Raw genomic sequence first — 12970 nt, 5'->3', positions numbered from 1 at the left:
AATTGCCCTTAATTGCCCTGAAAGCATTAATCCTAGTACTTTTCGTCTGAAAGTTATAATTTATTGACATTCTTAACATTTCTTTAGATAATTTGAAGGTGTATAGCGTCAAAATAAGATTAGTTCCGTATAGCAAACTACAAAATCCTAGCCACAAGTCTGATGCTGTTCATGTTTGTTCCTAGTGTTTGATGGGAACAATGCCTACTTGTAAACTTTGTGAGTAAAAACCATGACTGTGAATACGGTGCCTTCTATCAATTACTACTCCTACTACTCTTTGGATTTGATCCAAGACGAAGCACGCCGACTGGTACAAAAGGGAATTGTTAGCCGGCAACAGCCCATATATACACTGTGTCAATATATACCAGCTAGAGAGTGGGTAGGCGTGGAGTGTGAGTTAGAAAGATGTGACTTTTTATTGCGCGATCGCATTGGCGACCTAATTGGCCGGGAAGAATGGGACAATGACTAATCGGTCTTGAGATTTGGAATTCTCTGTTTACAGATTAAGGAATCACAGCACTTTTAGGGCGGTGAGCTTGTCAACTGGGATGTTTGTAATTGAGATCAAGGGATTTCATGGCGAATTGGAACGGATAATCTCTAGTTTTGATATGTATTTCCTCATGCAGAATCTTAGTTTTTGCACTAACGCAAGCAGCATTAGAACCTGAATATATACAATTTTGCCAGTTAAGAAGGGGTGGAGGCAATTTTTGGTTTAGATGCGCCACTCATTGAAAATTTAGTATTTTACTATAGATTAAATTGCCGTAGTAGTTTAACATATGAAACTGCTGCGGTAATTTTTTGATAGTTCATCCTACCTGTTCTAAATACTGGTGAACATCTTCAAGAATTTGTGTCAGTTCAGCTTCTGTAGTTAAGCGAATATTCAAGTCGCGTACAGTAAGGAGAACTTTAGCAGCAAAGGGACTCGGCCAAATATTGGGATTACAAAAAATCTCTAAAAATACTTCACCAGTGTAGCGATATTCTAGGGGAGGCTGAGGGGTAACTTTACCGACGCTGGGATTATTGGTTTTAGCGGCGACCGCTTTGAGACTTAACATTAATTTATCTATGGCGGCTTTTAATTCCCGTGCTTTTTCGGCTGAAAAGCTGAAGGAAACAGAACCGGAAATCAGATTCAGGGTTAGAGGAGTGTAAGACATGAGCTATTTCTTAAGATTGATAGCGTAGAGTGGTGTCAGCCATATAATATTACCTATCTTACCCGAATAGGTGGTATTGACAAAACTTGTACCGGATAGCGATCGCTTGCACTATCGGAGGGAACACCGGAACACCGGAACACCGGAACACCGGAACAGAAATTGTTCACAAATCAAATAGGAGTCCTATTACCAAGACTAACAATAAAATATGCTATGGCTTCCGTGGGGTAAGCCATATATTTTAGGGGAGGAAAACGTATTTTTACTAGGATAAGATGAAAGTTTATTTAAAAAAAATCTCAGTAAAGTAGTTGAATAACAGCGATTATAGCGAGATATAGCCAACAGTGTGTAATATTTTTACATATTGATTCTTGGTGGGAAGTTTTATATTACAAGTCATAGCAATAAATTTTAAATATGTTTTATGACTAAGGACAACCGCCCGGAAATACAAAAGGTGTTAATTATCACCTTACTGCTGAATATGTTGGTGGTAGGATTGAAGGGATTTTTGGGGTATGCTACAGGCTCTTTAAGCTTGTTAGCTGATGCCTTACATAGTATGACAGATGGAGCCAGTAATATTTTAGGGTTAGTTGCCAATAGATATTCTGCGCCGGAACCAGATAGAGAGCACCCTTACGGACACCAGAAATTTGAATCTGTGGGAGCTTTAGGAATTGCGGTTCTGTTGGTCATCGCCTGCTTTGAAATTCTGCAAGGTATAGTGGAGCGAATTACTCAAGGTAGTGAACCTGTAGAGATATCCCCAGTAGAGTTGTGGTTATTGCTTGTGGTGCTAGGTATCAATATTTTTGTTGCTTTTTACGAACGTCGTGTAGGTCAGCGTTTAGGTAGTGCAATTTTGATTGCTGATGCTACACACACCATGAGTGATGTTTGGGTGACCATTTCTGTAATTGGGGGTTTGATAGGGGTTTGGCGAGGTTATCAATGGTTGGATGTGGTGTTAGCTTTTCCTGTCGCTTTGTTAGTATTGGGGAGTGCTTGGTCAGTGCTGAAAAGCAATTTACCTTGGTTGGTAGATCAAATGGCGATCGCACCGGAAACCATTGAGGCGATCGCCACTGCTGTTCCTGGGGTGATTAATTGTCATGACATCGCCTCCCGGGGTGTTTTAGGTCGCCAAGTCTTCATAGAAATACATTTAATTATAGATGCAGTAGATGTAGAAACAGCCCATAAAATTAGTGAAGAAGTAGAAAGGCGACTAGAAAGACATTTCAACCCCACTAGAATTTTAATTCATATCGAGCCGCCGGTATACCAGAGCAAATCAGCTAAACCTTGACACTCCCCACGTCTAACCGATAGCTTGCGTGGCGTAGTTATAGAACAGGGTGGGATGAGTCATTGACTGAAAAGACACTAGTTGAAAAGATTGATACTTTATATTAAGATGTAACTATAATTAACATTATTTAAATTTTATTTACCCAGCTGCAAATACAGTTTTAGGCGAAAAAACAGCAATTTTACATAAATTGTCAACTGCTACTCCAGACAGTTAGCAGTCATGAGTTTAAATGCAATTAATTATGTCTGTCCTATGGTTATGCTGGGATAAAGGACTATGTAAATCCAAGCATGAAGAATGTTTGACACAGAACTGCTAAATCACAATAGTAGAGCTAGTCTCAAAACTACTTATAATCTATGGAACCCAGGCCACAGAGACGCTATCAGGAATTAAACGTGAGTAATAACGATATTACTATCCCCTTCCCAATTGATGTCAGCAACTGTAACAAAGAGCCTATTCATATTCCTGGCTCTATTCAGCCTCATGGAGTGATTTTTGCGCTCAAAGAACCGGATTTAACCATCCTCCAAGTTAGTGATAATCTCCTCAAATTCTTTAGTTTACCTCCAGAAGAAGTAATCAATAAAAGTCTCAGCCAATTACTGGATGCCGAGCAAATTAGGTTAATAAAAGACTCTGTAAATGAAGATGATTTACCAATTGTTAATCCGATAGAAATGAGCATAAAAGTGGATAATCATCCTGTGAATTTTGATGGAATTATTCACCGTTATCAGGGGGGTTTAGTTTTAGAATTAGAACCAAGGGTAGCAGAAAGAGGTGATGCTTTTTTCAAATTTTACCACTTGATAAAAAGTGCAATTTCCAAGCTAAAAGCAGCATCAAATATAGGAGAATTTAGTCGGGTTCTTGTTAAGGAAACTAAGAAAATTACCGGTTTCCATAGAGTGATGGTTTATCGATTTGATCAGGATTGGAATGGTGTAGTTATTGCTGAAGAAAAGCCAGAATATTTGACATCTTATTTAGGATTACATTACCCAGCCTCCGACATTCCCGCACAAGCGAGAAAACTCTATAGCCAAAACTGGCTGAGACTGATACCAAATATAGACTATGAACCGGCGGTAATTTTGCCCAGGAATAATCCTTTAACTGAGGAACCTTTAGATTTAAGTAATTCTGTGTTAAGGAGCGTCTCGCCTTTACACATTGAGTATATGCAGAATATGGGCGTGGCTGCTTCGATGTCAATTTCGATTATGAAAGATGGAAAACTGTGGGGATTAATTGCTTGTCATCACCAAGCACCGAAATTTATCCCCTATGAAATTCGGAATGCTTGCGAATTTTTAGGACAAATAGCCTCTTTAGAAATTGCATGTAAACAAGAGCATGAGGATATTGAATATAAGCTGTATTTGCAATCTTGCAACTCCAACTTAGTGGAGTATATGTCATTGGAACAGAACTTCATTGATGGTTTAATTAACCACGACCCAAATCTGTTAAATATTGTCAATGCTCAAGGAGCAGCAGTATGCTTTGATGGCGAATATTTTACGGTGGGGAAGACTCCGGAAAAACGGGAGGTGCAAGAGTTAGTACAATGGATTTATGAAAACCAAAAGGAGGAGATTTTCTACACTGATTCCCTATCTCAAGTTTACCCAGAAGCAGAGAAATTGCGGGATGTGGCTAGTGGTTTGATGGTAGTTTCCATTTCCCCAATTCAGAAAAACTATGTTTTATGGTTTCGCCCGGAGGTAGTGCAAACTGTAGATTGGGGTGGTAATCCCAATAAACCGGTAGAAGCGCAAGAAAATGGCAGTATACGCCTATCACCGCGCAAATCCTTTGAGTTATGGCAAGAAACAGTACTATTAAAGTCTCTCCCTTGGAAATCCGATGAAATAAATGCAGCGCTGGAGTTGAGAAGTGCAATTATTGGGTTAGTGCTGCGCAAAGCGGATGAATTAGCACAGCTAAATGTGGAACTGGAACGGAGTAATAGAGAATTAGATGCTTTTGCCTATATAGCCTCCCATGATTTAAAGGAGCCTCTGCGGGGTATTCACAATTATTCTAACTTCCTGATGGAAGATTACGGCGGGCTGATCAATGAAGAAGGCAAGAAAAAGTTAGAAACGTTGATCCGTCTCACTCAGCGGATGGAGGATTTAATCGATTCACTGCTGCATTTTTCTCGCTTGGGGAGAGCAGACCTGGCTATGGCTCCCACAGACCTGAATGATCTAGTAAATGGTAGTTTAGAGTTATTGCGTCCGCGGATTGAGGATATGAAAGTAGATATTCAGATTTCCAGACCCCTACCGACAGTGTATTGCGATCGCGTCCGAGTAGGTGAACTGTTTAACAATTTGATTACTAACGCCATCAAATACAATGATAAAGCCAATAAATGGATTTCCATAGGTTACATAGAGGAAGCACCATCCCCGACGATATTTTATGTGAGAGATAATGGGATTGGGATTCGAGAGAAACACTTTGAGTCAATTTTCCGAATTTTCAAACGACTACACGCTCCCAGTAAATATGGGGGAGGTACAGGAGCGGGGTTAACCATCGCCAAAAAAATAGTAGAAAGACACGGGGGGAGAATTTGGGTAGATTCCACCTATGGCGAGGGTAGTACCTTTTATTTCACATTAGAAGGAGTGAAATAAACTGATGATTGGCAATCTTACCAAGCCTTTACTTGTAATTGAAGATAGCGACGAAGATTTTGAAGCCCTGTGTCGGATTATGAAGAAACAAGCTGTAGTTAATCCTGTGTTTCGCTGTACTGATGGGGATGAGGCGCTAGACTTCCTTTACCACACCGGGATTTACAGTAATACTCAAAACTTACCGCGTCCGTCGATTATTTTGCTCGATCTGAACTTACCGGGAACTGATGGGCGAGAAGTGTTACAGAAAATCAAGCAGGATGAGGAGTTTAAATATATCCCTGTAGTTGTATTTACCACATCATCTAATCCCAAAGACATTGAAGTATGTTATCAATCTTGCGTTGCTAGTTATATGTTAAAGCCCATTGATATTAACAGACTGGTGGAAACTATTCAAAGTTTCATCACTTATTGGTTAGATATAGTCATCCTCCCCGATAGCGTAGCATGGCGTAAGCCATAGCTGTTAGTAAATAGTTATGACAGAACCGGTTACTGTTTTGATTATCGATGATTGTCAGGAAGACCGCCAGGCCTATCGTCGTTATCTACTGCAAGACCAGGAATACATCTACACAGTCATGGAAGAGGAGTCAGGGGAAGGAGCCTTGAAATTGTGTCAGCAGTTTCACCCTGATGCGATTTTATTAGACTTTTTACTACCGGACTTAGATGGCTTGGAATTTCTGGCAGAATTACAACAGCAGTCACAGAAAATCATGCCAGCAGTGATTATGTTAACTGGTTATGGTAACGAAACTGTGGCTGTGGCTGCAATGAAAAGTGGTGTTCAAGACTATTTAGTGAAAGGACAGACCACTGGTGAGCGTTTGCGCTCAACGATTCACTCAGCGATTAAAAATGTGCAACTTAGTCAAGAGCTGCAACGCAGTGAGGAACGTTTCCGCACCTCCATTGAGAATATGCTGGATTGTTTCGGCATTTTTTCGGCTGTACGTCAGCAGATGGGGGAAATCCTGCGCTTTCGTGTGGATTATATGAACGCCGCAGCTTGTGAATTTAGCCAAATTATGTCAGGTGTCCAGGGGGAATATCTGTGTAACATTCTCCTGAATATCCGCGATAATGGCTTGTTTGATGAATGTTGTCGAGTGGTAGAAACAGGTCAGCCTTTAGTGAAAGAGTCTGTCGTCTGGACTGCTTGTGACCAGAGACGGCAATCAGCTAAAGTGATTGATATTCGCATCAGTAAAATGGGGGATGGCTTCGTTGCTTCTTGGCGAGATGTCACCGCGAAAAAACAGGCGGAAGATAAGTTACGCAATAGTCAGCAGTTTATCGAAGCTATTACTAATACTATACCAGGGATGTTATACGTTTATGATTTAATTCAACAGCAGAATATCTATACTAATAATCAATTTACCAAACTCCTGGGTTATACTGCCCAAGAAATTCAGGACATGGGTACTGAGTTGCTCCCATTGTTAATGCATCCTGAAGATTGGGTACGATTTACTAGACACTTGCAAGTAATTAACTCCGCTGGGGATGGTGAAATTGTCGAATTTGAATACCGGATGCGCCACACCAATGGTGAATGGCGGTGGTTTGTCAGTCGAGATACTGTATTTAACAGGAGTGTTGACGGTTCGCCGCACCACATTGTGGGTACAGCTTTTGATATCACTGTGCGTAAGCAAGTAGAGGAACAGCTGCGTTTAAGTAATGAGCGTTTTCAACTAGCGGCTGCTGCGGTCAATTGTTTAATTTATGACATAGATTTTAAGAATAATACTGTTAGCAGAACTGAGGGTTTAACCCGAATTTTGGGTTATTCCTTAGCAGAAGCAGTTCCCACCCATAAATGGTGGATGGAGAAAATTCATCCCGAAGATAGAAAGGGTGTGGGAGAGCAATGGAGAAATGTTCTTAGTAAGGGTCAATACTATTCTCTTGAGTATAGAATACTTCATAAAGACCAGGGGTATCGCTATATATTAGACCAGGGCATAATTGTCAGAGACCCTCATGGTCAGATTATCATACGAGCCGTAGGCAGTGCTACGGACATTAGCGATCGCAAGGCTACTGAAACCGCTTTGCGCGACAGTGAGGAACGCTACCGTTATTTATCTAATGCCATTCCACAATTGGTGTGGATTTGCAATCTTGAGGGTGAATACGAGTATGTAAATCAACAGTGGTGTGAATTTACGGGTCAAACTATGGAGCAAGCCCTAGGGTTAGGCTGGCGACAAGTTATACATCCAGATGATCTTCCCTCGGTTATCCACTCCGGGATAAAAGCCTTGGAGACAGGAGAAGCTATGAACACGGAAACGCGTTACCGGAAATTTGACGGTAGCTATTGTTGGCATTTAGCTAGGGGTTTACCAATTAAGAATGACCAGGGACTGGTGATTAAGTGGTTTGGTACTAGCACTGACATAGACCAGCACAAGCAGCTAGAGGCTGAACGGGATAGGCTGTTACAGCTCGAACAAGCAGCCAGGACGGCCGCGGAAACGGCTAACCAAACTAAAGACGAGTTTGTGGCTATGGTATCTCATGATTTGCGATCGCCACTTAATGCCATTCTCGGCTGGGCTAAATTACTACGGACTCGTGAACTACCTCCAGATACAGTTGACAGAGCTTTAGAAACTATCGAGCGTAATGCTCAATCTCAGTCTAAACTTTTGGAAGATCTGTTAAATATGACCCGTATCCTCCGGGGTCAGCTACAGATAGAACTCCGCCCAGTCAATCTGGTGAGTCTGGTCAAAGCATCTGTGGAAACTGTTTACCCGGATGCCAGTGGTAAAGGCATTCATTTAGAGTCTGTGATTGATGAATCTATCCCCCCTATAGTTGGGGATACCCATCGATTGTCACAAGTTTTAGGTAATTTACTTTCCAATGCTATTAAGTTTACCCCATCTGGTGGCAAAGTGCAAGTACAACTAGCAAAAAATGATCAGTCTTCAATACGTATTCAGGTGAGTGATACTGGTGTGGGTATTAAACCGGAGTTTCTGCCCCACGTGTTTAAGCGGTATCATCAGGCAGAGTGTAGTCATCAACAAACTGGTTTGGGACTGGGTTTAGCGATCGCTCGTCATTTGGTAGAATTACACGGGGGTACTATTGAAGCCCATAGTACCGGGGAAGGGTTAGGGGCTACTTTTACGGTTAAGTTGCCTTTATTTACTGAATAAAGTTTTAAATTGCCCGATAGAACCCAGAGAGTAATTTTCTAACTTAAAATCGGCGAAAGGTTTATTGGTTAACCTATCTCTTAAGGCTTCATCTAAAATCAGACCTGCTGGTACTTCCTTCACCCCGATGATAATTATACTTGTTTGGTATGCGGTCAAGTCCTGATTTTCCTGACAGGTGCTTGCTTGAAATTGACCCAGGTTTAACAAACGATAACTTTTAACGCTGGGTGTGTTCTGAAATAATCTAGTTGCTAAACCTTGAATTTGTTGGGCGCGTTCTAAAGCCAGGCGTTGTTTAACTCCTGGTTTCCCGCCACAATTCGCCAGACCCACAGCAATAATTTCACTAGGTTCTTGCATGATTTCCTGGATATTTTCTGGCTGTAGTTTTAAGTTGAGAAGGTCAAGACTAATAATTTCATCATTATATTTAACTTGAAAATTGCTACCAGGTAACCATTTATATTTAACTGACAAAACAGCTATATTAAACTTAGCAGTTTTCCCTTGACTATCCATACCTTCCTGATAAGGAAAGTAATCAACCATCCCTTTTCTTTGGGGTGATTGTGTGGATGGTGTCAAGGTGGCAAACTGGGGAGAGTATATCACTAAAGCTATCAAACCCAGAATCCCCAAAGAAGCTAACAGAGCCGCTAATAGTCCTTGTAAAGGAACTTTCTTTGATGGCTGTGTGGGGGTGATATTTGTAGGTATAAATTTTCTTAACCAATCCACAGCTTCCCCTGGTGAACCCAGGTTATTTTGCTGCTGTAGCCACACATCCAAATGAGGCTGCTCCATTGTTTCCATGATTATACAGTGGAGAACCAAACCATTTCTAGTTTCATGCTGAAAATATCCGGCAAATTTGGGCAGAACTGGATGATTCAGACTTGACAAAATAGAGGCTTCTTGGCAAAATAAGTCTACTGCTTCTGGGTCATTTGATAACTCTTGATTCAAGACTTTGAGGATTTTAGGCGTGTTTTGTTCGGTGGCTGCGTAGACTTTACTAAACCCAGTTTTGTCACTCAACAAACTGAGCACCCGATAACGTCCTAGTAGTTCCAAGGAAGAACCGCAACTCTGACAAAACCGGTCTTGATTATTTGGGTGATGAGGTTGAGGACAAACTGGATTAATACAAAGGCTCATGATCAAATAATGTCAAAGTCAGGCTGCTTTTATTTACGTTCTGCTAGAAATGCTGCTACAGTCCGGTTAAATGCTTCCGGTTCTGTCAAAAATGGCCAATGATTACCAGGAACTTGGCAAAGGCGCAAATTATTTAGATAAGTTTTGTAAGGTTTAATTTGCCAGTTGAGGCGGTTGAGACCTTGTTCTGGTTGTATGAACAGGGTAGGAGTATCAACGGGGGAAATAAAACCGGGTACACACATAACATCTGCAAAAATGCGATCGCGAGCTGCTATAGTAAACTTACTACCCCAACTCCCATCGGGTTTTTGTTCAATTCCCCCTTGAAATACGTTTTGTTGTAAAGTACTCCATCCTTGATATTGTTTTAATTGACGCGCTTGTGCTTCAGCTTCGGAGTAACTAGCAAATGGTCCCATACCCTTGAGGAAAGATAGATAACGGTATAACAGGGGGAAAGTTAACCGCAATAAACTAGGCATTTTCCAGATAAAAATCGGGTCAACTAAAACCATACTGCGTAAACGTTGCGGGTTTTTTCTCGCCCAGATAGCGGCGAGTTTTCCTGTCCAAGAGTGACTGACCACATGGGTAGAAGACCATCCCAGATGATCCATGAGGGCTTCTAGGTCTGCGATCGCACTTGCAAAGGTATAATCATCTTCTGGCTTGCTGCTTTCACCGTGACCACGCATATCTGGGGCAACTATGTGATATTGTGGGGCTAGGTCATCTCCCAAGCTAGACCACACCAAAGCGTTGTCAGCTAAACCATGCAATAACAATAAAGGTTCTTCTGCTTGTTTCCACTCTAAATAGGAAAGTTCGATATCAGATTTTGATAAGGTTTGACGGAAAGGCATGGGAACAAAGTTATAGGTTTATACAACTGCTTACAGTCAACAGTCAACACTCATCATAGATTAGACCATGGCATAACGCAGAGACTAGAGACAAATTTATTTAATTTTTTTTCTATGTTGAGAAATATAATGATGCAATAGGATAAAAAACATCAATATATAACTGGAATAAATAGCAATACTGAAAGTAAGAAATGTAGGTAGATTCAGTGTTTTAATCAGGTTTATGGTGAGAACACTGAAAATTATACTAGCTAAAAAAGCTAATAAATCCTTATTCAAAATATTCTCCTAAATCCTATTTATAACCACTTCATCTACTAATAATTGATTCATGAATATGAATACCGTAAACAATGTTACTTATCAAAGACTTTGGGAGATAATTTAGATTTTTTTTAGAAAATATAGAAATCCGGTTTGACTTGAGAAATTATGAGTGAGGAAAGGGAACACCGGATCAGGGAACAGGGAACAGAAATTGTTCATGAATCATTTAGGATTGCTATATAGAAATCCGGTTTGGTTTGTGAATTGATTTGTTTACGTAGGGAACAGGGAACACACCGAACACCGAACAGGTAAGAAGAATTGCCGTGTGTACTGAGTCTTGTTCAAAAATCAAATAGGAGTCCTATATGTAAATCTTTTCTCAAAAGAACAGAGCCTTATCCTTAAGGCCATGCTCTGCTATCAGACCCTACAGATGTTTGTTAGTGGCGGCAAAACATTGTTAAATAGTTAAATATAATAACTATTGAGGTCGTCAAAGTGTTATCAAGTTACCGAGGCGCAATTTTTGATATGGATGGCCTGATATTTGATACAGAAAGTATTGCTCGATGGGCGTGGAAACAGGCGCTCAAAGAGCATGGCTATATAATGAGCGATAATTTATACAGGTCACTGGTAGGACGAGACTTATCATGGCGGGAAAAATTACTCAAAAAAGTTTACGGAGAAAGTTTACCATTTGACTCAGTGACCACCCAACGTATCGCCATTGGTGATGAGCGGGAATTAAGAGAAGGTCTACCAATGAAACCAGGAGTTTTAGATTTGCTGCAAAGACTCAATGACCTGGGTATGATGATTGGATTAGCCACCGGAACGGGACGTACTAGAGCCATCCGACGTTTAACAAATGCGGGGATTAAGCAATATTTCACCATAATAGTCACCAGTGAAGATGTAGCTGAGGGTAAACCAGCACCAGATATTTTTCTAGAAGCGAGTCACCGCATGAACATTGCGCCCGCAGAGTGTATAGTGTTTGAAGACTCATGTGTGGGTGTGGAAGCTGCTTTTGAGGCGGGAATGTGTGCCATTATGGTTCCCGATATTGAACAACCATCCCCTGAAATTAGCAATTTAGCTTATGGAGTTTTCAAATCCCTGGAAGAGGTGGGGGAATTATTACCACCGAGGGTTAAAGAATTGAAAGTTCCTGAGAACCTAAAACACCCAAACATGAATTAGGAATTACCTGTAATTGCTTCGATTGTAGCCACTACTTCCCCAGTTTGACTGGTATTATAACCGCCAATAGCCTCTAGCTGTGAGAGTACCCGCCGATGTCCTAATGTACCCAGTAACTTTTGTACGGGGGCTTCATCTAAGTATGGCTGGAGAACAGCTAAGTCGTATCTTGATTGTTGTAAAGGGATGAATCCTAAGCCAAAGGCTGCGGCCACAGATACAGTGCTGATACCAGATGTTACTTTACCCGTAGCTACTGCTTGGGCTACTTCTAAGTGTCCGTGGAGAATGTGGTCAAATCCTTTGACGGCTGTAAATGGTATATTTGCCTCTTGTAGCGATCGCTCTAATACTTGGCGACTACCTGACCCAGCTTCGCGGTTAGCAATGGTGACCCCAGGCTGGGCTAAATCTGCAATACTTTTTAATCCCAAGGGATTATGGGGTTGGGTGAGCATTCCCTCTTCCCAGATACCCAGGTTAATTAATACCGTCGTCGCATCTTTGATTATGGAACGCACAAAGGGTGTATTATATTCTCCCGTCTGGGAATCGTACATATGCATACCCGCCAGATGAACTTCCCCCCGGCGCAGTCGGTGCAATGCTGTCATACTGTTATCTAAAATCCAGTGTACTCGCAGGTGAGGATGCCAACGTTCCGCAGCGCGCGCCCATAGGGATAAAGCCGGCGCACAACCTGCCAAAATCACTGTATCATACAGATTTACCGGTTCATCTAGCAACTGGACGACCATAGTATTTTTACCAGGTAGGCGATCGCCTTCCCCATCGGCTGGTATCATTTCAGTACGGAAGGCATCTTGACCAATTAAAGGATGAGCAATCCATTGATTACCGACTTGGGCTTCACCTAGGGGTACATTATAGGCGGGTACTGCGGTGATTTCCGGTAAATCTTGCTGCTATATAAATCCTAGACAAGTCTAGACATTTATTTCTTACTTCAAGGGGAGCATGGGAGCGGTTATCCCTCAGTAAGCTTTCAAGGTTTAGCCAACCTCGATAAGTTAATTGCTGCGTTTAAATCCCTGTCCATTGAATGACCACAACTTCCACAGTTGTAAATTCTTTCTTTTAGTGGCATATCTTG

At 41.3% G+C, this 12970-nt stretch carries 11 protein-coding genes; 6 read left to right on the top strand and 5 right to left on the bottom strand.

Going from position 1 to position 12970, the window contains the following annotated elements:
- Positions 1 to 232 precede the first annotated feature (232 nt).
- Positions 233 to 478 carry a DUF4327 family protein gene (locus tag NWP21_RS01750; RefSeq protein WP_271734252.1) on the top strand — a complete coding sequence of 82 codons (246 nt, stop codon included), beginning with the start codon at positions 233 to 235 and terminating at the stop codon, positions 476 to 478.
- A 346-nt stretch (positions 479 to 824) separates the two neighbouring features.
- Here NWP21_RS01750 and NWP21_RS01745 read toward each other — a convergent pair whose 3' ends face one another.
- The gene (locus NWP21_RS01745; RefSeq protein ID WP_271734250.1) at positions 825 to 1181 is read right to left on the bottom strand and encodes a hypothetical protein; all 357 of its coding nucleotides are present in this window, start codon (positions 1179 to 1181) and stop codon (positions 825 to 827) included.
- A 430-nt stretch (positions 1182 to 1611) separates the two neighbouring features.
- On the opposite strand from NWP21_RS01745, the gene NWP21_RS01740 reads away from it, so the two are divergent.
- From NWP21_RS01740 to NWP21_RS01725, 4 genes are all read left to right on the top strand, one after another.
- Positions 1612 to 2499, top strand: a complete 888-nt coding sequence (locus tag NWP21_RS01740; protein WP_271734249.1) for a cation diffusion facilitator family transporter — start codon at positions 1612 to 1614, stop codon at positions 2497 to 2499.
- A gap of 365 nt (positions 2500 to 2864) precedes the next feature.
- Entirely contained in the window at positions 2865 to 5162 is a 2298-nt protein-coding gene (locus NWP21_RS01735) for an ATP-binding protein (protein WP_280791375.1), read from the top strand.
- Positions 5163 to 5166: 4 nt separating this feature from the next.
- Positions 5167 to 5631 (top strand): response regulator, encoded by a 465-nt coding sequence (locus NWP21_RS01730; protein ID WP_271763548.1) that lies wholly within the window; start codon positions 5167 to 5169, stop codon positions 5629 to 5631.
- 16 nt (positions 5632 to 5647) lie between these two features.
- Complete coding sequence (locus NWP21_RS01725) at positions 5648 to 8350, top strand: PAS domain-containing protein (RefSeq protein WP_280791374.1); 2703 nt, start codon at positions 5648 to 5650, stop codon at positions 8348 to 8350.
- On the opposite strand, the gene NWP21_RS01720 is transcribed toward NWP21_RS01725, so the two are convergent.
- Positions 8336 to 9511, bottom strand: coding sequence for an inactive serine/threonine-protein kinase VRK3 (locus NWP21_RS01720; RefSeq protein ID WP_280791373.1), 1176 nt, complete (start codon positions 9509 to 9511; stop codon positions 8336 to 8338). The two genes, NWP21_RS01725 and NWP21_RS01720, sit on opposite strands and share 15 nt — an antisense overlap.
- Positions 9512 to 9540: 29 nt before the next feature.
- On the bottom strand, positions 9541 to 10377 hold the full coding sequence (locus tag NWP21_RS01715; protein ID WP_280791372.1) for an alpha/beta hydrolase: 837 nt from the start codon (positions 10375 to 10377) through the stop codon (positions 9541 to 9543).
- Between the two features lie 771 nt (positions 10378 to 11148).
- Here NWP21_RS01715 and NWP21_RS01710 point away from each other — a divergent pair.
- On the top strand, positions 11149 to 11856 hold the full coding sequence (locus tag NWP21_RS01710) for an HAD family phosphatase (RefSeq protein ID WP_280791371.1): 708 nt from the start codon (positions 11149 to 11151) through the stop codon (positions 11854 to 11856).
- Here the strand turns inward: NWP21_RS01710 and NWP21_RS01705 are convergent.
- Positions 11853 to 12662 (bottom strand): substrate-binding domain-containing protein, encoded by an 810-nt coding sequence (locus NWP21_RS01705; RefSeq protein WP_280791370.1) that lies wholly within the window; start codon positions 12660 to 12662, stop codon positions 11853 to 11855. The genes NWP21_RS01710 and NWP21_RS01705 overlap by 4 nt on opposite strands.
- Positions 12663 to 12862: 200 nt before the next feature.
- On the bottom strand, positions 12863 to 12964 hold the full coding sequence (locus tag NWP21_RS01700) for a zinc ribbon domain-containing protein (protein ID WP_271760987.1): 102 nt from the start codon (positions 12962 to 12964) through the stop codon (positions 12863 to 12865).
- Positions 12965 to 12970: the final 6 nt, after the last annotated feature.

This window comes from Anabaenopsis sp. FSS-46, from assembly GCF_029891665.1.
Classification (GTDB): Bacteria; Cyanobacteriota; Cyanobacteriia; order Cyanobacteriales; family Nostocaceae; genus Anabaenopsis; species Anabaenopsis arnoldii.
This window is presented reverse-complemented; position numbering and strand designations above follow the sequence as displayed.

Excerpts from the sequence above, each read along its gene's own strand:
- NWP21_RS01745 (WP_271734250.1), bottom strand. The coding sequence starts at position 1,181 with ATGTCTTACACTCCTCTAACCCTGAATCTGATTTCCGGTTCTGTTTCC.
- NWP21_RS01715 (WP_280791372.1), bottom strand. The coding sequence starts at position 10,377 with ATGCCTTTCCGTCAAACCTTATCAAAATCTGATATCGAACTTTCCTAT.
- NWP21_RS01705 (WP_280791370.1), bottom strand. The coding sequence starts at position 12,662 with ATGATACCAGCCGATGGGGAAGGCGATCGCCTACCTGGTAAAAATACT.
- NWP21_RS01725 (WP_280791374.1), top strand. The coding sequence starts at position 5,648 with ATGACAGAACCGGTTACTGTTTTGATTATCGATGATTGTCAGGAAGAC.
- NWP21_RS01730 (WP_271763548.1), top strand. The coding sequence starts at position 5,167 with ATGATTGGCAATCTTACCAAGCCTTTACTTGTAATTGAAGATAGCGAC.
- NWP21_RS01740 (WP_271734249.1), top strand. The coding sequence starts at position 1,612 with ATGACTAAGGACAACCGCCCGGAAATACAAAAGGTGTTAATTATCACC.
- NWP21_RS01700 (WP_271760987.1), bottom strand. The coding sequence starts at position 12,964 with ATGCCACTAAAAGAAAGAATTTACAACTGTGGAAGTTGTGGTCATTCA.
- NWP21_RS01750 (WP_271734252.1), top strand. The coding sequence starts at position 233 with ATGACTGTGAATACGGTGCCTTCTATCAATTACTACTCCTACTACTCT.
- NWP21_RS01720 (WP_280791373.1), bottom strand. The coding sequence starts at position 9,511 with ATGAGCCTTTGTATTAATCCAGTTTGTCCTCAACCTCATCACCCAAAT.
- NWP21_RS01735 (WP_280791375.1), top strand. The coding sequence starts at position 2,865 with ATGGAACCCAGGCCACAGAGACGCTATCAGGAATTAAACGTGAGTAAT.